This is a genomic window from Tepidibacter thalassicus DSM 15285 (genome assembly GCF_900129915.1).
In the GTDB taxonomy this organism is placed as follows: Bacteria; Bacillota; Clostridia; order Peptostreptococcales; family Peptostreptococcaceae; genus Tepidibacter; species Tepidibacter thalassicus.
The window spans coordinates 17,186-37,707 of sequence record NZ_FQXH01000009.1 but is presented as its reverse complement, the minus strand read 5'-3'; the positions used below and the strand labels follow the sequence as shown (position 1 = coordinate 37,707).

Here is a 20,522-nt window from a genome sequence, read left to right as displayed (position 1 = left end):
CCTATATAAAATATACATCTACCTCTTGTCCCTTATACAATCCTTCTTCTTCAGATTTTATTATCACGTATCCACAAGATTTCGATAAAAGAGTTATAAGTCCAGATTTTCCAAAGTTAGGTACTGCATACAATTTTCCATCTATTTCATTTAAATTCACCATTTGATAAGTTTCTTTTCCAGGTGATGAATGAACATTACAATACATTATGGCTTTTGTTTTATTAATCCCATCTTTCATTCCTGTAATTTCTTTAACTAAATATTCAACAAATGTCTTGAATACTATTATTGAAGATACTGGATGTCCTGGAAGCCCAAATATTACTTTACCTTTTCCTTCTCCTATTAATGTAGGTTTTCCAGGTTTTATAGAAACTCCATGAACTAATACTCCTTTTCCATCAAATGAATTTATAACATCGTAAGTAAAGTCACGAGTTCCAACAGAACTTCCCCCAGATATCAAAACAATATTTGAAATATTCAACGCTTTGTCTACTTCTTCTCTTAATAATTTATAATCATCTTTTACTATCACTCTATTTACTATTTCTCCACCTAATTTTTTTATTAAAGAATATAGTGCGTATCCATTTATATCTCTTATCTTTCCAAGTTTTAGTTTTTCATCTAAGTCTATTATTTCATCACCCGTTGAAATAATATAAAATTTAATTTTTTTATATACATTAACAGTTTTTACCCCTAAACTTGCCAAAACCCCTATATCCTGAGGTGTTATTTTTTTTCCTTTTTTTAATATTATTTCTCCTTTTTTTATATCATCACCTTTATATACTATGTTTTCACCATAAGATAGTGGTCTATGTATTGCAATTGTTGTATCATCTAATTTTTCAACATGCTCTATCATAACTACACTATCTGCTCCATCTGGAATCATTCCTCCAGTTGGAACATAAATAGCTTGACCTGATTTTATTTTAATATCTGCACTCTCCCCCATATTGACTTCTCCAATTAAATTCAAAAAACTGGGAAGAGAGTCACTACAGCCATGGCTATCACTGCTTTTTATTGCATAACCATCAACAGTCGATCTACTAAACTCTGGAACATTAATATCTGATATTATATCTTCTCCAAGTATTCTATCTAAACAATCTAAAATACTTACTTCTTCTAACCCAATACATAAATTATTAAAATTTTCCTTTAGTATTTTTTTAACTTCATCAACTGATACAACATTAAAAAAATCCATCTACTTTCCCTACCTTTCCCCTTTCAATCCAAACTATTTCATCACATAATCTCTTTGCTTGCTTAAAATCATGAGTTATTATAACAACTGTAGCGTTGTTTATTTTATTGTGATTCACAATTTCCCTTTCCATAACAATAGTACTATTAACATCTATATTTGATGTTGGTTCATCTAAAAGTAACAGCTTCGGATTAAACACTAAAGCCCTACCTAATGATACCTTTTGAGATTCTCCACCTGATAACAGATGAGCTTTTTTATCTTTTAAATCAAAAATATCTAATATCTTTAGTATATTTTCGACTTTTAATCTCCTTTCCCATTTAGAAACCCCTCTTATTTTCAAAGGATATTCAATATTTTCATATACACTCCTTCTAAATAAACTAATTTTTTGAAAAACAATGGTCATCTCTTTATATATTTTTTTATTTATACTTTTTCCATCATATAATATAGTCCCTTCAAAATCACTATCCATACCAGCTATTATATTTAAAAGAGTACTTTTACCTGCACCATTTGGTCCTACTATTCCAGTTATTATCCCTTTTTTTATTTTGAGATTATCTATATCCAACACTAATTTATCATTATAGTATTTTTTGAGATTACTTATCTGAACATCCATATTAATCCTCCACATTGTATTTATAAATAATACTATTTATACCAAATGATATAAGTAAAAGAACTATCCCTAAAGCTATTGCCATGGAATAATTCCCCATAGAATTAAACATAGCAATAGATGTAGTAATAACTCTCGTATGACCTTTTATATTTCCTCCAACAATCATAACTGCCCCAACTTCAGATATTGCTCTTGAAAAAGTTGTAACTACATTTATAAACAAATCAACTTTTAACTCTCTTATTACAAGCGCTATAACTTGAATTTTACTAGCTCCAAGCGTTATTCCTATCTTTTCAATATGTTTTCCTCTATTTTTTGATAAATTATAAGTAAGCCCTAAAATAAGAGGAATTACAAGCAAAGTTTGAGCAATTATCATTGCTGATGGTGTATACAAAAGATTTAAAAAACCAAGTGGGCCTCTCCTAGAAAAAACAATAGCTACTAAAAGGCCCACCACTACTGAAGGTGTACTCATTAATGTATATAATATCCTTGAAAAAAAACTTTTTCCTTTAAAATTAGTTATCCCTAAAAAAATTCCAATAGGTATACAGAAAAAAGAAGATATTATTGTTGATATAGAAGATACAAATAAAGATAAAAATATTATCCTATAAATCTCTTCATCAAATGAAATCAAAAGTTTTACAGCTTCCTCAACCCCTCCTAATATATAATCCATCTACTCCCTCCCTGACATTACATATATTGTGCTCATATTATTACTTAACTTGCATTTGGAACAAATAATGCTTGTCCAAACTTATCTTTACCATACTCTGCTATCATTTGTTGAGCTTTTTGACCTAAAATCCATTCTATAAATTTTTTTGCACCATCTGCATTTATATTTTTATTTTTATCAGGGTTAACAAGAATAACTCCATATTGATTAAATAACTCATCATTTTTTTCAACTAATATTTCAAGATTTAAATTATCTTTCATAGATAAGTATGTAGCTCTATCAGTCAAAGTATATCCTTGCATCTCATCAGTCATTTTTAAAACATCTCCCATACCTTTTCCTGCTTCTATATAAAAATCTCCTTCAGGTGTTATTCCTGCTTTTTTCCAAAGTTTAAGCTCTTTTTTATTAGTTCCTGAGTCATCTCCTCTTGATATAAACTTAACTTTATTTTCATTTATTGCCTTTAATGCACCTATTATGTCATTTGGATAATTCTCTTTTAATTTAACTTTATCATCTTTCGGTCCAACAAGTACAAAATCATTGTACATCACATCATGTCTTTCAATTCCATCTCCATTTTTTACAAATTCCAGTTCCTTATCCTTTGCATGTACCAAAAGTACATCTGCTTCTCCATCTACTCCCATTTGAAGTGCCTTACCCGTACCAACAGCAATAACTTTAGCTTCTATTCCTGTATCTTTCTTAAACTCTGGAAGTAAATAATCTAAAAGTCCACTATCTCGTGTACTTGTTGTAGTGGCAAGTATTATACTAGATTTTTGATTAGATGTATTATTATTTTGATTATTCGTGCTAGAACAGCCTACTAATAATGTAAATACTAAAACTAACGATGTTAAAATTGATAATAATTTTTTCATATTTAATCCCCCTTGTATTTTAGTTAGAATAAATATTCATTTTTTCTCCCCTTGCAAATCCTATTAATGTTATATTCAACTCCCTTGCAATATCTATTGCAAGACTAGTAGGAGCTGACCTTGAAACTATCACTGGAATTTTTATCTTTGCTATTTTTATAACTATTTCTGATGATATCCTTCCACTTGTAAGAATTATTTTATCATGTAAATCTATATCCTCAATTAAACACATACCTACTATCTTATCAAGTGCATTATGCCTTCCTATATCTTCTTCAAACAATATTATTCTATCACTATTACAAAGAGCACAACTATGAACCCCTCCTGTTTGCCTAAAAACCTCTGATTTCACATTGAAATCTTTAATTAAGTTTATTATCTCATTAGGATTGATAAAAATTTTGCTATCTATTTTTTTACTTTTAAATGCATCTACTACATTGTAAAACAAAGATCCTTTTCCACAACCACTTGTTATAATTCTCTTTCCGTAAAGTTTGTCTAATATCAAACTTTTATCCTTTGTATATACGTACCCATATCCCTTTTCTTTATCAACTACTATCTTATGTATATCTTCTTTAGAATTTATAATTCCTTCAGAAGCTAAAAATCCCACAGCCAAATAATCCAAAGATTTAGGAGAACAAAGTAGCGTTACAAATTCCTTTTCATTCAAAAATATAGTAAATGGATATTCAACAACTACTATATCTTCTTCTCTATTCATATTTCCATTTTTGTATTTAATTATCTCAATACTCTTTACATCATCCATTCAATTCATTCCCTATCAACTTTAGATAATTAATTAAATCTTCTTTTGTATTTAGATTAAAAAACATATCCCAATTAGGACTAAATTTTCTTGCACATCTCTCCTCAATATAAAAAGTATTTAATTTTTTGAGGAGAGAAAATACAGACCTTTTGCCTTCTAATAAATGATTTTCTACATCATTTATTATATCTCTACTATAAAAAGCATTAAAAGGTTCCACCCAATCACTTGATTTTGTTACACATGCACTTACATTTTTATCTTTTATTTTATATTTCATATATTTTACATAATTAATATTTATAATTGGCATATCACAAGCTACAAAATAAACGTATTTACTTGAACTTTCTTTAAGTCCAATGTGAATTCCACTTAAAGGCCCTTTTTGTTTTATTTCGTCAGAAACTACCTTCTGTGAAAATTCTAAATAATATTCTGGCTTATTTGTAACTATTATTATCTCTTCAAATTCCCATTTTAATTGATTTATTATATTATCTATTAATCTTATTTTACCTATCTCCAAAAATTGTTTATCAAATTTCATTCTACTGCTTTTTCCACCAGCAAGTATTACTGCACTTCCAAATTCTTTCATAAATTCCCCTATCTTGCACACTCAGATGCTTTTCCTGTAAGCACCTCAAGTCCATGATGAACACTATCTATTATATATTCCAAAGATTCTCTTACAGCTTTAGGACTTCCAGGTAAATTTATAATTAATGTTTTATTTCGTATTCCACTAATACCTCGAGATAACATTGCTCTTTTAGTAATAGATAGACTATAATACCTCATGGCTTCAGATATTCCTAATGCAAGCCTATTTACTGCTTTTAATGTAGCTTCCGGAGTTACATCTCTCTCACTAAATCCTGTTCCTCCAGTTGTAAGTATTAAATCTACCCCTAAATCATCACTCATATATATCATTTCATTCAAAAGAGCATCTTCATCATCAGGAAGCACCAAGTATTTCTCCACAGCATACCCCCTTTTAGTTACTATTTCTTCTATTATCTTTCCACTTTCATCATTTCTCTCTCCAGCATATCCTTTATCACTCGCCGTAATTATTCCTACCCTAAACATAGACTTCCTCCAAAACTTTTTCACTAATTTTTTCAAGCCTCACTGCACATACCTTAAGTTCAGGTATTTTACATATATCATCGAGTTCTGTATTAGTTAAATAATTTGCTGCACCATCAGCAAAATGAAATGGCATAAATACTACATCTTCTTCTACAATATCAGTTATTTTAGCAGTCGTAGTTATTTCTCCACGTCTTGAATAAAGCTTAACTTTTTCACCATCTTTTACACCTAATTTATTTGCAGTAGATGGATTTATTTCTACATAAGAATAACCAGCTTTTTTGTTCAACCCTTCAACTCTCCCAGTCATAGTTCTCGTATGATAATGATATAGTATTCTTCCTGTTGTCATTATCAAAGGATAATCACAATCTGAAACCTCTGCACTTTTTACATAATCAACCGGCATAAATAATCCCTTTCCTCTAGCACAACTCCTCTTGTGAAGATACTTGGTTCCAAGATGATCTTTAGTCGGACAAGGCCACTGAATACCTACTTTATCTATCCTTTCATAACTTATTCCACCATATTGTGGAGTAACCGAAGCTATTTCATCCATTATGTCAGATGGTGATAAATACTTCTTTTTATATCCTAATTTATTCATTATTTCCATCAATATCTTCCAATCAGGTTTTGAATCCCCTATTGGATTTATAGCTTTTCTAACTCTTTGCACTCTTCTTTCTGTATTCGTAAATGTTCCATCTTTTTCTGCAAACGAAGAAGCTGGAAGCACAACATCTGCAAGCTCAGCTGTTTCCGTTAAGAAAATATCTTGAACTACCAAAAATTCTAAATTTTCAAGTCCTTTTTTAACATGATTTATATCGGGATCTGAAAGCATCGGATTTTCTCCCATTATATACATAAATTTAATATCACCAGTTTCAGCACCATGCATAATTTCAGGTATTGTAAGACCTACCTTATCAGATAACTTTACACTCCAAGCTTTTTCAAACTTTTTAATGACATTAGAATCTACTACCTTTTGATATCCAGGAAAAGTTCCTGGAAGTCCACCCATATCACAAGCTCCTTGAACATTATTTTGTCCTCTTAGTGGATTTACTCCACCTGATTCTATTCCTATATTTCCACAAAGTAGTGCTAAATTAGACACAGACATAACTCCATGAGTTCCTGTTTTGTGTTGTGTTATACCCATGGCATAAAATATCCCAGCCTTAGGAGCTTGCGCATAAATTCTCGCAGCTTTTTTAATATCTTCAGCTTTAACCCCACAAATATCCGCACATCTTTCAGGAGTATAATCTTTCACAATATCTTTTAAAGCTTCATAGTTTTCTGTTCTTTCCCTAATATATTCTCTATCTTCAAGACCTTCTTCTATAATTACATTCATCATAGCATTTAAAAGTGCTATATTAGTTCCTGGTTTTATTTGAAGAAAAACATCAGCATCTTTAACTAAATCGATTTTTCTCGGATCTGCTACTATAATTTTTGCTCCTCTTTTCTTTGCCTGTCTCATTTGAGCAGCAATTACAGGATGATTTTCCGTTGTATTAGATCCAGTTACAAATATAACATCTGCATTTAAAACTTCATCTATACTGTTAGTCATCGCTCCACTTCCAAGTGTTGTTGCAAGTCCTGCAACCGTAGATGAATGTCAGAGTCGAGCACAGTGATCTACGTTATTAGTACCTATTACTGCTCTAAATAACTTTTGAAATAAATAATTTTCTTCATTTGTACATCTTGCAGAAGTAAGTCCAGCAAAAGAATCAGCTCCATATTTAGTTTTAATATAATTTACTTTTGTAGCTATAATATCGTAAGCCTCTTTCCAAGAAACTTCTTCAAATTTTCCATTTCTCTTAACTAATGGTTTTTTTAATCTATCAGAATGATTTATAAATCTATATCCAAATTTACCTTTAACGCACAAAAGCCCCTTATTAGAAGGTCCATTTGCAGGTTCTACCCCTACAACATTATCATCTTTTACAAGTAAATCCATTTGACAGCCTACTCCACAATAAGAACATGTAGTTCTAACTTTTCTAACTTCCCAAGCTCTAAATTTTTCATTTGATTTTGGCATAAGTGCCCCTACTGGACATACTGATACACAATTGCCACAAGATACACAATCAGAATTCTCAATCCCTTTATTAAACGGAGTAGAAATACGAGTTTCAAACCCTCTTTCACTAATAGATATAGCATTACTACATTGAAGTTCTGAACAAACTCTTACACATTTTCCACACATGATACACTTATTTTGATCAAAATAATAAAAAGGGTTACTATCATCTATGTCAAATTTTTTCTCTTTACAATCAAAATTTACTTCCTTTACTTCATATTCATAACAGTAATTTTGCAACTTACAATTTCCTGCTTTTTCACATGTCAGACAATCCATTGGATGATTGGATAATATAAGCCTTAAAATCTCTTTTCTAGCTTCTATTACCTTTTCACTGTGAGTATAAATTTCCATTCCATCAGTTACCGGAGTAGAACACGCTGTAAGAAGATTTTTAGCACCTACAACTTCTACAACACACATTCTACAAGCTGCATCAGGAACTAATCTGTCATCATGACAAAATGTAGGAATATTAATACCTATACTCTCACAAGCCTTAAGTATTGTGTAGTCTTTAGGAACGCAAATATTTTTCCCATTAATCCTTATACCGACCATACATTTTCTCCCCCTTATTTTTATACCCCTTTACCTAAACTTTACTTTACTGTAATTATAACACATTTAATTCATACAAATAAAGCTGTCTAAAATTTTTAGACAGCTTAACATGATTATTTAACTAAATAAGTTGAATACTGAGCCTCTTTTGTATTCCACTTATCATTTTCAAATTTTAAAATTGATTCAACATGAGAAATTGTATCTGCATTACTAGTACCTACTATTCTTTGATATCCTCTCAATTCAAATGTTCCATCTCCATTATAATCAATAGGCTCTAACTGTGAAAATGGATATATCCAAGGTTCTACTTTTTGCAATAACTTCCCTTCTTTATCGTAAATACCTTGTTCTATATACATATCTTTACTAGCACTTACATCTAGTAATACCTTCTTATTTAAATCTTTAAATTCAATTTCTGCCTTATATCCATCTATATATTTCCCATTTATATCAATACCTGCATTTTCTTTATCTGTAAATATCACAGATGGCTTATTATCTTTAAAAGTAGCTATCATATGATCTACTATTCCACCACTTCCTCCTGTAGATGCACTTACCATTACATCTTTTACTTTATCTCCAGTAAAATCTCCTATAAACAACATTTCTTCATCTTGATATCCACCAAAATCTTTGTATGTTGCTTTTGAATATTCCTTAGTTTTTCCATCTTGAACTACAACAGTTAACGTATCGCAAAATATATCGCTAACTGTTTTTGTTCCAACTAATATAACATTATCTTTAATGTTATCTCCTGTTACATCTTCTAACTTGTAATCTACGACATATGCCTTATCACCCATTTTAGTAAATTTATCTCCTATTTTAAATTCATCATTTTGTGCATTTACATTTGCACACCCCATTGCTCCTAAAGCCAAAACTCCTGTTAATAACAAAACACTTGTCTTTTTTATCAATGCTTTCATATTATCTACCTCCTATATTTATTTCGTTTCTATATTTATTGTACAAAATTAAATATTTTAAGTGGTTACAAAAAAGTTACAAATTACAAAGTATTTCGATTGACATTTTCCGATAATTTATTTTTTATTTCCGATACAATCCATATAACAATAGGAAAAAATACTTGAAACAAAAAAGTAAAATAAAACCATACATCTACTTGAAATTTATAATAGTGCATTACACTTTCATATTGAAAAAAAGATAAATTAATTGCAAGTAAAGTGATAGGCGTTACAATAAATCTATAATCTGTAATCTCAAATAATTTAGCTATTCCTTTACATGTACACATCAACAATATACATATTTTTACAAAACCACCTAAAATAAATACAGTAGCTACAATCACTTCTATACTCTGTATCATATATCCAATATTTATCCTTCTAACAGTCTCGTAAATAGAATAATATTTAATCTCCGCTCCACTAATTCCAATAACCAATATGCTCATCAATGAAGATAAAAATAAAATTATTCCTCCCAATGATAAACCCATAGTATAAATTTTGTATGGTGAGTATTTTCTTTTTGTAAAATTAGAAAAAACCATAGAAAAAGCTACTATTTGACCAAATGGAAAAGAAAAAGAATTTAATGCACCTTTCAAAATAGGATCAATTCCATTATAGAATATCGGTTGAATATTATTTATATCCATTTCAGGAATTAATAGTATTATAGATACAAATAAAAAAATTATAGGAACTTTTAAAAAAAACTCACTGTATCTTCCCAAAACTTCAATTCCACATTTTGCTCCCCACCCAGATAACCCTATAATAAACATTATAGGTATAATCATAGGAGTTTTATCAAAACTTACAACAAATATAAAATTTATAAAATTGCCGTAATTAACTGCAACATCAGCAGCCCAATAAAATGTAAAACAGACAAATAAAAATATTAAAGCCCTTCCTAAAAATTTTCCAAAACAACATTCAATAATATCAAATAAATTTTTATTTGGAAAAATATAATGTAATCGTGCATATATAACAGCCATGGGTATAGCCATAAAAATTCCTAAAATAATAGCTAACCACAAATCTTGTTTAGCATTTAACCCCATTATAAATACCGAAGATGAACCAATTATAAACCAAACTATTGTGGCTATTCCCTGCTTATCAGATACAACCTCTTTGTTCATTATAATTCCTCCAAATTTCACACAATTATAATAATTATAGTTTAACCTAATACATCATAAATAAACCACTTAAAATACAAATAGCAGATGCATTTTTTGCACCTGCTATTTGTTTCATTCAGTTAATCTATTTGTATTTATCGAATCTAACAATACTGGACTTTCATTTGATTTTTTTATAGCAATTTTAGTCGCAATAGGTCCTATTATTTCTGTAATTATCGTTGTCGCCATGAGTATTGTTATTACAATATTTCCTAAATAAGTTCCTGGAAATTCTCTACTTACAGTAATTGCAAGCCCAACAGCCACTCCAACCTGCGATAAAAGTCCAAGTCCTATATATCTTTTTACTACACTAGGTGCTTTTGAAATACTAGCTCCAATTGATGCTCCTCCTACTTTTCCCAATATTCTAAACAACAAATACATAACTCCTAAAAGCCCTATTTGGGGAATAAGTGAAATATCAAGTCGTGAACCTGCTAGTATAAAAAAAGCTGCTGTTATAGGTGGGGACCATTTTTCCAATGAATTAAATGCTTTATTTGCTTTACTTAATACATTTGTAACCATAATACCAGATGCCATGGCACAAAGAAGAGGTGATAAACCAAAATGCAATGATATTCCTGCTAATAATATAATATTAGCTATAATAAAAGTTAAAACTTCAGATTCATTTTTAGATTTATTTAATAAATAAGATAAAACAATTCCAATTAATGCTCCTACTAATATAGACAATACTATTTCCTTAATCGGATGTATTAAAACTTTAGCTATAGTTAATGATTCATGATTTATAAAAACTTTTGCTATAGAAGAAGCTATAGCATATATCATCAAAGATATTGCATCATCTACAGCAACAACCCCAAGCAAAGTACTAGTTAAAGGCCCTCTAGCTTTATACTCTTTAAGAACCATAACTGTAGCAGCTGGCGCTGTAGCAGATGATATTGCAGCTAATATAAGTGCTGTTTGTATATTCTGACCAAGAACTAGCATTATACCCGTAACTAATACAAATGCCCCAAGTGCTTCACATGTCGCAATTATAAATATGTTTTTACCTAACTTTTTCATTTCTTCTACTTTAAATTCACTACCTATATTAAAAGCAATTATCCCCAATGCAATATCATTTACAAAAGATAATTCTTCTATAACTATTTCATTTACAATGTTAAATCCAGAAATACCTATTATAAGTCCGGCTATTATATATCCTCCAACAGAAGGCATCTTAAATTTATTCATTACCTTCCCCAATAAAACCCCAAAAATAAGTGCTAATCCTAAACTAATAAAATCACCCATATCACCCACTCCTTTAGCATTTTAAATTATGATTTTTATCAATTTTCTTAATATTGATAAAGGAAAACGTTTTTAATAAATTCTCACTAGTTATATTATTCTAATACTTTTATTTAAATTTGTCAAAACATTTTATTAGAGTGCTCAAAAGAGCACTCTAACTCATTATCCTTTATACAATTCTTTTGCAATCGGGAATGGATCAAGGGCTCTTTCTAAAACTCCAGTAATATGTCCTATTAATACTCCATAGTTTACTATAGGTGTTTTATTTTCCCTTGCCTGCATAACTCTAAACTGCATTTCTTTTGCATTTAACATACATCCACCACAGTGAACTATTAATTTATACTTTTTCATCTCCTCTGGTTCTGGATACGCAACACCAGATGTCCAAGTGTAATTTAATTTAACTTTTGAAATTCCTTCAAGCCATCTAGGTATTTTATCTCTTCCTATATCCCCTTCTTGTCTATGATGAGTACATCCTTCACAAATTAAAACATGATCTCCTTCTTTTAAATTCTCTATTTCTTTAACTCCAAGAACTAATTCTTCAATATCTGCTTTATATCTTGCATACAATATAGAAAATGAAGTCATAGGTATATCTTTTGGAGTTATCTTATCTACAACCTCAAACGCCTGTGAATCTGTGATAACAATTTTTGGTTTTCTACTAAGTCCTTTAAGAGTTTGTTCAAGCTCAGTTTCCCTTGTAACTATCGCAATGCCGCCATGGTCTATTACATCTCTTATTGTTTGCTGTTGAGGAAGAATTAACCTTCCCTTAGGAGCTGCTTTATCTATAGGAGTAACCAAAACTACATAATCATTAGGCTCTATTAAATCTCCTACAATTTTCTTTTCAGCATCAGTATTTGGTGCATATTTTATAATTAAATTTTTAAGATCTTCTATTCCATCTCTTGTCTTAGAACTCACTTTAACAAATTCTATATCAAGTTCTTTTTCTATATTTTTAATTTCCTTTTCATTTAAATCTTTCTCATCTGATTTATTTATCACTCCAACTACTGGTATTTTTTTATCTTTTATCCTCTTTAAAGTTTCTATATCAAAAGGTGTTATTCCTTCAATTGAACTTATAACTAAAACCGCAAGCTCTGTTTTATTTAAAACTTGAAGAGTCTTTTTTACTCTAAGTTCTCCTAAAGCACCTTCATCATCTATTCCTGCTGTATCTATTAAAACAACAGGTCCTATAGGAAGAATCTCCATAGCCTTATAAACAGGATCAGTAGTTGTTCCTGCAACATTTGAAACAAGAGCTATATCTTGATTAGTTAAAGCATTTATAAGACTTGATTTTCCTGCATTTCTTCTTCCAAATATAGCTATATGAAGTCTGTTACTTCTCGGCGTTTGTTGCATCATTATACACCTCCATGTCTATTTTTAAGTAAGATGGAAATTTTCTTTTCGCTCTCGTTACAGCATCGTAAGCCGATTTTAAATCAACCATATTTTTATCAGAATATATCTGATAATTATACCTGTATTTCGGCGGAGTATTTATAAGCATTATAGTATTTGCTCCAGCCATCAATGCATCAGCTTGAAGATTTGGATCAACAGATGCTAACGCTGTAGTTGCCGGTATAAATACCCTTTTACAAACAATTCTAGTTACTGCAACTGCTTTTAACGTTAAATCTACACTACCTGTTGGATATTTTTCAAAAGGAGTTCCTTTTGCTGGTATAAAAGGACCTATTCCAATCATATTTATTCCCATATCTTTAAAATACAATATATCTCTTGCAATATCTTCTTCTCTTTGTCCCGGAAGTCCTACAATACATCCTGATCCGTTTAAATATCCAAGTTCTTTTAACCATTTTGAACACTCTTTTCTATGATTAATATCATCATCAGGATGAATAAATTTAAAAATTTCTTCATTAGTGGTTTCTATTTTAAGTAAATAGTTATTAGCTCCAAGTTTTTTAAAATATTCATATTCTTCTCTTGGTCGTTCTCCTAAACTCAAAGTAATCTTCATCCCAGTCTCTTTTTTTATTCTAGTTATTAAATTCCCTATCTTCTCTTTAGTCCACCACATATCCTCCCCAGATTGAAGTATCACTGTTTTTATTCCTATATCATGAAGCGAATGAACAACTTCCATTATTTCATCTTCACTCATTCTATATCGTTGAAGATCTTTAAGACTTCTCCTAACTCCACAGTATTTGCAGTCCTTTTTACAATAATTAGAAAACTCAATAGCTCCTCTTATATCCACAACATCTCCAACTATTTTTTTTCTCATCTCATCTGCTGTTTTAAACAGAGCATCCATTTCCGCTTTTCTATTAGTTTTAAGCAATATTACTATATCTTCATATAAAAGCTCTTTTCCTTCTTCTACTTTTTTTAATATATCTAAAAACTCATCTCTTATTATTGTATTTTTAAGTTTATCTATAAGACCTGTCAACCTCTCAGGCTTTTCCGGATATATCCCTCTTATTATTATGTTATTTTCAATTAAGTACTTTTCACTTATATCTCTATCTTCTTTTTTCACTTTAATGGCAATAGCACAAACCGAACCGTACTCAGCAGGAGCTGGAACCAAATAAGTTTCAATACCTCTATCTTTTAATATTTTATCTCCCCTAAGCATATGATTTGTAGAAGCAGCCATTATCAAGTAATGTTTTATGTCCTTATCCATATTCTCCTCCTAGAAGTAAAGATCTTTTTCTCCTTCTTCTATTCTCTTAAGTCTTTTTATAGTTTCTTGTTTTATTTTTTCATCATCTATTTTTTCAATCTCAACTTTTAACATCTTTTCTCCCATTATTTTAGTTTCCTCAGATGCTACATTTACCAAATTTTCTTTAAATGTCAATATAGCATTTGGATGGCAAAATTCATGAATGTGTGCATCTTTAGCAAGTTCCATAAATGCCTCTCCAGTTCTTTTATTTCTATAACAAGCTGTACAAAAACTTGGAAGATGTCCTTGTTTACAAACTACTCTAAGTATCTCATCAAGAGTTCTTTCATCGCTTGTTACAAATTGATTAGCAGATTTATCATCTTCCTCATATCCACCCGGATTTGTTTTAGAGCCCGCAGACATTTGAGATACTCCAAGCTCTATAAGTTCATCTCTTAAAGATGCACTTTCTCTAGTCGACAATATTATTCCAGTATATGGAACCGAAAGTCTATATACCGCAACTACCTTTTTAAGATCCTTATCTGAAAGAGGATACGGAGTATCTTTAAGTGCTGAACCTATAGCTGGTCTAAGTCTTGGAATAGATATAGTATGTGGTCCTACACTGTACTTTTCATCCAAATAATTAGAATGAATTAAAGTTGCAAGTACATCAAATTTATAATCATAAAGTCCAAGCAAAACTCCTATTCCCACATCATCAATACCAGCTTCAAATGCTCTTTCTATTGCAGTTAATCTATAATCATAATCTGCTTTTGCCCCACTTACATGCATTTTTTTATAAGTAGGCCTATGATAAGTTTCTTGAAATATTTGATATGTTCCTATTCCAACTTTCTTAAGTTTTTTAAAGTCCTCTACAGATAAAGGAGCACAATTCACATTTATTCTTCTTATATCTACATTTTTATATATAGCTTCAACTGATTCTACTATATGATTTATATTAGTAACTCTTGGATCTTCTCCACAAACAAGTAATATTCTTTTATGTCCTTGATTTTCTATTACCTTAGCTTCTTCAACAACTTCATTTGGACATAGAGTTTTTCTGTGAAGTTCTTTATTAGCCACCCTAAACCCACAATAAAGACAATTGTTTGTACATTCATTACTCGTATAAAGTGGTGCAAATAAAACTATTCTATTTCCATATATTTTTTCTTTTACGTATTTAGCAGCTTCAAACATTTTATCTAAAATTTCATCATCTTCCACCTGAAGTAAAGCTGCAGATTCATCTATATTAAGCCCAAAGCAATCTTTAGATTTTTCTATTATATTTAAAATCTCTTCTCTTGATAAATTTTTAGCCTCATCGAGAGTTTTATTTATTTTTTCTTCATTTATAATATCGAAAGTACTCATATATATCTCCCCTTAAAAATTTATTTTTGAGTTAATGCACTTTTAACACTAACCCCTTTTAATCTTCCTAATCTTCCTGTAAGCGAACCTATATCATCTGTCGTTCCATCTACAATTATCGAAATAACACTTAAATTTTTTTCCTTATAAGGTATACCCATTCTTCCAACAATAATATCTCCATGTAAGCTCAGTAACTTATTTACATTTTCAACGCTATCTCTATCTTCAACAATAATTCCAATAACGCCAATTCTCTTATTCATACACATCATTCCTTCCACACAAAAACAAAACTTTCCTTAAAAGATAAGGAAAGTTTATAAAACACAATATCACCTTCTTACCTTTTACTCAGATAAAAATCCTCGTAATTAGAATTAAATACTCTATCCTCTCAATGAATAAAATTCATTGATCAGATTACATTACTAGTCTATTTTTAATTTTAATATAATATGATAAAAATAAATATAATTTTCTGAATTTTCTAAGAGAGGTCAAGAATAATTCTTGACCTCTTTACTTAACTATTTGCAACAACTACATTCTGATTCTAATGGATATACTTCTTTTTTACAGTAATGAGTATGAAGTAATTCATGAGCTTTATGTCCATTTGGCTCACCTAAAAACTCCTTATACAGCTTTTGAATAGATTTATTTTTATGAGATTTTCTAACAGTCATAAGCTTGTCTTCCTCATATAAAGCTTTCGCTCTTTCTACTCTTACATCTATCTCTTCTCTTACCTTAGCTGGAACTTGAGGTTGTCCACCACCAGTTACACAACCACCTGAACATCCCATAACTTCAATAAAATGATAATCAGCTTTTCCTTCTTTAACTAAATCTAAAAGTTTTGAAGCTGCTCCTGTTCCATGAACTACAGCCACTTTTATAGTTTTATCTCCTATTTTAATCTCTGCTTCTTTTAAATTATCTATACCCCTAACAGCGTTATATTCTATTTCTTCTAAATCTTCTCCTGTTAATATATCTGCTACAGTTCTAATTGCAGCTTCCATAACTCCACCAGTAGCTCCAAATATAACCCCTGCTCCTGAATAATCTCCAAAGAACTCATCAAAAGTACCATCTTCTAATTTATTAAACTCTATTCTAGCTTCTTTGATCATCTTTCCAAGCTCTCTAGTTGTTAAAACTGCATCTACATCTTTTAATCCATTTACTTTCAATTCTTCTCTAGCCGACTCTGTTTTCTTAGAAGTACATGGCATTACAGATACTACAAATATATCTTTAGGATCTATATTATTAATTTCAGCATAGTAAGATTTAAGTATTGCTCCCATCATCTGATGTGGCGATTTACATGTTGATAAATTTTCTAAAAGTTCAGGATAATAAAATTCACAATATCTTATCCAACCTGGTGAGCATGAAGTTATCATCGGAAGTTTTCCACCGTTTTGTATTCTATTTAAAAGTTCATGTCCTTCTTCCATTATAGTTAAATCAGCTGCAAAATTAGTATCAAATACCTTATCAAATCCAAGCCTTTTTAAAGCTGTTACCATTTTTCCCGTAACTCTTGTTCCTATAGGGTTTCCAAATTCCTCTCCCAGAGCAGCTCTTACTGCTGGAGCAGTTTGAACTATCACGTGTTTATTAGGATCTTCTATAGCATCCCATACCCTTTCTATATCTGTCTTTTCTCTAAGCGCTGCAACTGGACATACATTTATACATTGACCACAGTATATACACGGTGCATCTGCCATACTTTTATCAAAAGCCGGAGCAACTTCAGTATCAAATCCTCTATTAGTAAATGATAATACTCCTATTCCTTGTACTTTTGAACATACAGCAACACATCTTCCACAAAGAATACATTTATTTGGATCTCTTACTATAGAGTGAGATAAATCATCTATAGTTTTTTTCTTTATTTCTCCTTCAAATTCTACATTTTTAACATTTAAGTTTTCAGCTAGCGTTTGAAGTTCACAATTTCCATTTCTAAAACAAGCTAAACAATCTCTATGATGATTAGAAAGTATAAGTTCAAGATTAGCTTTTCTAGCTTCTCTTACCTTCTTAGTATTAGTTCTTACTACCATCCCCTCACTTACAGGATGAACACATGAAGCTTGAAGATTTCTAGCTCCTTCAATTTCAACCAAACACATTCTACAAGCTCCAATTTCATTTATATCTTTTAAATAGCAAAGTGTCGGTATATCTATTCCTATTTCTCTTGCAGCTTCAAGTATTGTATAATCTTTAGGAACCTCAACTTTTACATTATCTATAGTTAAAGTAACTTTTTCCACCATAAGCACCTCTCTTTTATGATTATTTTTTAGATATTGCTCCAAATGGACATTTAGCAACACACGCTCCACATTTTATACAAACATCAGTATCTATCACATGAGCTTCTTTGACATTTCCACTTATAGCATTTACCGGACATGCTTTTGCACATAATGTACATCCTTTACATTTATCTTCATCTATTACATATTGAAGTAGTGCTTGACATACTCCTGCTGGACATCTCTTCTCGTTTACATGTGCTTCATATTCATGTCTAAAATATTTTAATGTTGATAACACTGGATTTGGTGCTGTTTGTCCTAATCCACAAAGCGCAGAACTTTTAATATTTTCAGCAAGTTTTTCAAGTCTTTCTATATCTTCCTTTTCACCTTTACCTTCTGTTATTCTCTCAAGTATTTCTAACATTCTCTTTGTTCCTATTCTACATGGAGGACATTTACCACATGATTCTTCAACTGTAAACTCTAAGAAAAATTTAGCTATATCAACCATACAGTTATCTTCATCCATTACAATCATACCACCTGATCCCATCATAGATCCAAGTGCTGTCAATGAATCATAATCTATTGGAGTATCTAAATAATCCTCTGTTATACATCCACCAGACGGTCCTCCTGTTTGAACTGCTTTAAATTTCTTTCCGTTTGGTATACCTCCACCTATTTCAAATATTATCTCTCTTAAAGTTGTTCCCATTGGTATTTCCACAAGACCTGTGTTTTCTACTTTTCCACCAAGTGCAAAAACTTTTGTTCCTTTAGACTTTTCTGTTCCTATATTTGCAAACCACTCAGCTCCATTTAAAATTATTTTTGGTATATTTGCATAAGTTTCGACATTATTAAGTAATGTAGGCTTATTCCATATACCTTTTTGAGCAGGGAATGGCGGTCTTGGTCTTGGCATTCCTCTTTTTCCTTCTATAGAATTTATAAGGGCTGTTTCTTCTCCACAAACAAACGCTCCAGCTCCAAGTCTTATTTCAACATCAAATTCAAAGTCAGTTCCAAATATATTTTTTCCAAGATATCCTCTCTCTTTTGCTTGATCTATTGCTATTTGAAGTCTATTAACTGCAACTGGATATTCAGCTCTTACATATACATATCCCTTATTCGCTCCTACAGCATATCCTGCAATTGCCATGGCTTCAATTACAGCATGAGGATCTCCCTCAAGAATTGACCTGTCCATAAACGCTCCAGGATCTCCCTCATCAGCATTACATGCAACATATTTTTGATCACCTTGAGCTTTATAAGTAAATTCCCATTTTAGTCCTGTAGGGAATCCTCCTCCTCCTCGACCACGAAGCCCTGATCTTTTAACTGTATCTATAACTTCTTCTCTGCTCATAGATTTTAAAACTTTTTCCAAAGCTTTATATCCATCATTCTCCAAATAATCCTCTATATCTTCTGCACCTATAGCTCCACAGTTTTTTAGTGCAATTCTCATTTGTTTTTTATAAAAAGGCACTTCTTCAAAAGGTTTTATTTCTCCTTCTTCAGTTAAAGCTTCTTTATATAAAAGTTCTTTTACTATATTTCCACCTATTATATGATCATTTACTATTTTTTCTACATCTTCAATTTTTACATGTGCATAAAAAGCCCCCTCTGGGTATACTATAACTATAGGACCTGCTGCACAAAGACCAAAACATCCTGTTTTTATAACTTTAACATCTTCTCTTATTCCTTTTTCCTCAAGTAACTTTTCCATTTTTTCTAATATCTTAAGAGAACTAGATGAAGTACAACCAGTACCCCCACAAACTAAAACCTGGTTCTTATATGCCATTATAGTACCTCCTTAATTATTGTTCTTTCTAATATAATTTAAAAATTTTTATTTATACTTAGCAAGTATTCCATCTATATCATCGACAACAAGTTTTCCATAAACATCTTCATTAACAGTTAAAACTGGCGCAAGCCCACAAGCTCCTATACATCTTGTAGCAACCAATGTAAATTTACCATCTTCAGTAGTTTTTCCAACTTCTACATTGAGCTTTTCAGATATTTTATCTATTAAATCTTGAGCTCCTTTAACATAACATGCTGTCCCAAGACATACACCTATAACATATTCTCCTTTTGGCTGAAGTGAAAATTGAGAATAAAACGTTGCAACTCCATATATCTCAGCAAGAGGAATATTAAGCTCCTCAGATATTTTCTTTTGAATCTCAATAGATACACACCCAAATATTTTTTGAGCTTCAGTAAGTACAGGCATTAAAGCTCCAGGTTTTCCTTTATATTTGTCTATAACCTGGTCTAACTTTTCAAAATTTTCTTTAGTGAAGACATCTCTCGCCATTTTAAACCTCCCCATTTTTATTCTTAATAATTAAGTCAATTTTTTAACATACTTTGTCAAAAATAAAATAAGGATTTTGAGATTGTTAAATCCTTATTTTTTTAACATTAATAATTTTATTATAGCACACTTTTCAATTTTTCCGCAATTATTTTATTTCATGAAATTTTATCAATTTAATATTTTTTTGAATTTTTTGTGTATTTAATTCTCCCTCTTTTAAAACGCCATAAATATTGAAATGTCTATATTCTTTGCATATAGCCGTTTATAAAATTCATTTTCAAATATATTTT

Annotated in this window: 18 protein-coding genes; all 18 read right to left on the bottom strand. The window is 30.5% G+C overall.

Going from position 1 to position 20,522, the window contains the following annotated elements; genetic code table 11:
* Position 1 precedes the first annotated feature (1 nt).
* Positions 2-1,228 carry a molybdopterin molybdotransferase MoeA gene (locus tag BUA19_RS05205; RefSeq protein WP_072724397.1) on the bottom strand — a complete coding sequence of 409 codons (1,227 nt, stop codon included), beginning with the start codon at positions 1,226-1,228 and terminating at the stop codon, positions 2-4.
* A complete protein-coding gene (locus BUA19_RS05200) occupies positions 1,215-1,862 on the bottom strand; it encodes an ATP-binding cassette domain-containing protein (RefSeq protein ID WP_072724395.1) in 648 nt (215 codons plus the stop codon). The genes BUA19_RS05205 and BUA19_RS05200 overlap by 14 nt, the downstream gene beginning before the upstream one ends.
* A gap of 1 nt (position 1,863) precedes the next feature.
* Entirely contained in the window at positions 1,864-2,553 is a 690-nt protein-coding gene (locus BUA19_RS05195) for an ABC transporter permease (RefSeq protein WP_072724393.1), read from the bottom strand.
* A gap of 44 nt (positions 2,554-2,597) precedes the next feature.
* Entirely contained in the window at positions 2,598-3,449 is an 852-nt protein-coding gene (locus tag BUA19_RS05190) for a substrate-binding domain-containing protein (protein ID WP_072724391.1), read from the bottom strand.
* A 19-nt stretch (positions 3,450-3,468) separates the two neighbouring features.
* Positions 3,469-4,233: a formate dehydrogenase accessory sulfurtransferase FdhD gene (gene fdhD, locus BUA19_RS05185; RefSeq protein WP_072724389.1), complete on the bottom strand. Its 765-nt coding sequence runs from the start codon at positions 4,231-4,233 to the stop codon at positions 3,469-3,471.
* A complete protein-coding gene (mobA, locus tag BUA19_RS05180; protein ID WP_072724388.1) occupies positions 4,226-4,837 on the bottom strand; it encodes a molybdenum cofactor guanylyltransferase in 612 nt (203 codons plus the stop codon). Before mobA ends, fdhD begins: the two co-directional genes overlap by 8 nt.
* An 8-nt stretch (positions 4,838-4,845) precedes the next feature.
* Positions 4,846-5,334, bottom strand: coding sequence for a MogA/MoaB family molybdenum cofactor biosynthesis protein (locus BUA19_RS05175; protein ID WP_072724386.1), 489 nt, complete (start codon positions 5,332-5,334; stop codon positions 4,846-4,848).
* A complete protein-coding gene (fdhF, locus tag BUA19_RS11430) occupies positions 5,327-8,029 on the bottom strand; it encodes a formate dehydrogenase subunit alpha (RefSeq protein ID WP_084601957.1) in 2,703 nt (900 codons plus the stop codon). Before fdhF ends, BUA19_RS05175 begins: the two co-directional genes overlap by 8 nt.
* A 116-nt stretch (positions 8,030-8,145) precedes the next feature.
* The gene (locus BUA19_RS05160) at positions 8,146-8,976 is read right to left on the bottom strand and encodes a hypothetical protein (protein ID WP_072724380.1); all 831 of its coding nucleotides are present in this window, start codon (positions 8,974-8,976) and stop codon (positions 8,146-8,148) included.
* An 83-nt stretch (positions 8,977-9,059) separates the two neighbouring features.
* Complete coding sequence (locus tag BUA19_RS05155) at positions 9,060-10,175, bottom strand: GerAB/ArcD/ProY family transporter (RefSeq protein WP_072724375.1); 1,116 nt, start codon at positions 10,173-10,175, stop codon at positions 9,060-9,062.
* Between the two features lie 114 nt (positions 10,176-10,289).
* A complete protein-coding gene (locus BUA19_RS05150; protein WP_072724373.1) occupies positions 10,290-11,498 on the bottom strand; it encodes a cation:proton antiporter in 1,209 nt (402 codons plus the stop codon).
* Positions 11,499-11,663: 165 nt separating this feature from the next.
* Positions 11,664-12,896: a [FeFe] hydrogenase H-cluster maturation GTPase HydF gene (hydF, locus tag BUA19_RS05145; protein ID WP_330389004.1), complete on the bottom strand. Its 1,233-nt coding sequence runs from the start codon at positions 12,894-12,896 to the stop codon at positions 11,664-11,666.
* Entirely contained in the window at positions 12,871-14,202 is a 1,332-nt protein-coding gene (gene hydE, locus BUA19_RS05140) for a [FeFe] hydrogenase H-cluster radical SAM maturase HydE (protein WP_178137457.1), read from the bottom strand. The genes hydF and hydE overlap by 26 nt, the downstream gene beginning before the upstream one ends.
* 9 nt (positions 14,203-14,211) lie before the next feature.
* On the bottom strand, positions 14,212-15,585 hold the full coding sequence (gene hydG / locus BUA19_RS05135) for a [FeFe] hydrogenase H-cluster radical SAM maturase HydG (RefSeq protein WP_072724371.1): 1,374 nt from the start codon (positions 15,583-15,585) through the stop codon (positions 14,212-14,214).
* A gap of 20 nt (positions 15,586-15,605) precedes the next feature.
* Positions 15,606-15,851, bottom strand: a complete 246-nt coding sequence (locus tag BUA19_RS05130; protein WP_072724370.1) for a TM1266 family iron-only hydrogenase system putative regulator — start codon at positions 15,849-15,851, stop codon at positions 15,606-15,608.
* Positions 15,852-16,115: 264 nt separating this feature from the next.
* Complete coding sequence (locus BUA19_RS05125) at positions 16,116-17,888, bottom strand: NADH-dependent [FeFe] hydrogenase, group A6 (RefSeq protein WP_330389003.1); 1,773 nt, start codon at positions 17,886-17,888, stop codon at positions 16,116-16,118.
* A 19-nt stretch (positions 17,889-17,907) separates the two neighbouring features.
* The gene (gene nuoF, locus BUA19_RS05120) at positions 17,908-19,701 is read right to left on the bottom strand and encodes an NADH-quinone oxidoreductase subunit NuoF (protein WP_072724365.1); all 1,794 of its coding nucleotides are present in this window, start codon (positions 19,699-19,701) and stop codon (positions 17,908-17,910) included.
* A 48-nt stretch (positions 19,702-19,749) separates the two neighbouring features.
* Entirely contained in the window at positions 19,750-20,226 is a 477-nt protein-coding gene (nuoE, locus tag BUA19_RS05115; protein WP_072724363.1) for an NADH-quinone oxidoreductase subunit NuoE, read from the bottom strand.
* Positions 20,227-20,522 lie beyond the last annotated feature (296 nt).

What these genes read in the sequence shown, in the direction of transcription:
- BUA19_RS05205 (WP_072724397.1), bottom strand. Translation starts at nt 1,228, where the DNA reads ATGGATTTTTTTAATGTTGTATCAGTTGATGAAGTTAAAAAAATACTA.
- fdhD (WP_072724389.1), bottom strand. Translation starts at nt 4,233, where the DNA reads ATGGATGATGTAAAGAGTATTGAGATAATTAAATACAAAAATGGAAAT.
- BUA19_RS05195 (WP_072724393.1), bottom strand. Translation starts at nt 2,553, where the DNA reads ATGGATTATATATTAGGAGGGGTTGAGGAAGCTGTAAAACTTTTGATT.
- hydF (WP_330389004.1), bottom strand. Translation starts at nt 12,896, where the DNA reads ATGATGCAACAAACGCCGAGAAGTAACAGACTTCATATAGCTATATTT.
- BUA19_RS05150 (WP_072724373.1), bottom strand. Translation starts at nt 11,498, where the DNA reads ATGGGTGATTTTATTAGTTTAGGATTAGCACTTATTTTTGGGGTTTTA.
- BUA19_RS05155 (WP_072724375.1), bottom strand. Translation starts at nt 10,175, where the DNA reads ATGAACAAAGAGGTTGTATCTGATAAGCAGGGAATAGCCACAATAGTT.
- BUA19_RS05175 (WP_072724386.1), bottom strand. Translation starts at nt 5,334, where the DNA reads ATGTTTAGGGTAGGAATAATTACGGCGAGTGATAAAGGATATGCTGGA.
- BUA19_RS05160 (WP_072724380.1), bottom strand. Translation starts at nt 8,976, where the DNA reads ATGAAAGCATTGATAAAAAAGACAAGTGTTTTGTTATTAACAGGAGTT.
- mobA (WP_072724388.1), bottom strand. Translation starts at nt 4,837, where the DNA reads ATGAAAGAATTTGGAAGTGCAGTAATACTTGCTGGTGGAAAAAGCAGT.
- BUA19_RS05190 (WP_072724391.1), bottom strand. Translation starts at nt 3,449, where the DNA reads ATGAAAAAATTATTATCAATTTTAACATCGTTAGTTTTAGTATTTACA.
- BUA19_RS05125 (WP_330389003.1), bottom strand. Translation starts at nt 17,888, where the DNA reads ATGGTGGAAAAAGTTACTTTAACTATAGATAATGTAAAAGTTGAGGTT.
- nuoF (WP_072724365.1), bottom strand. Translation starts at nt 19,701, where the DNA reads ATGGCATATAAGAACCAGGTTTTAGTTTGTGGGGGTACTGGTTGTACT.
- hydE (WP_178137457.1), bottom strand. Translation starts at nt 14,202, where the DNA reads ATGGATAAGGACATAAAACATTACTTGATAATGGCTGCTTCTACAAAT.
- hydG (WP_072724371.1), bottom strand. Translation starts at nt 15,585, where the DNA reads ATGAGTACTTTCGATATTATAAATGAAGAAAAAATAAATAAAACTCTC.
- nuoE (WP_072724363.1), bottom strand. Translation starts at nt 20,226, where the DNA reads ATGGCGAGAGATGTCTTCACTAAAGAAAATTTTGAAAAGTTAGACCAG.
- BUA19_RS05130 (WP_072724370.1), bottom strand. Translation starts at nt 15,851, where the DNA reads ATGAATAAGAGAATTGGCGTTATTGGAATTATTGTTGAAGATAGAGAT.
- BUA19_RS05200 (WP_072724395.1), bottom strand. Translation starts at nt 1,862, where the DNA reads ATGGATGTTCAGATAAGTAATCTCAAAAAATACTATAATGATAAATTA.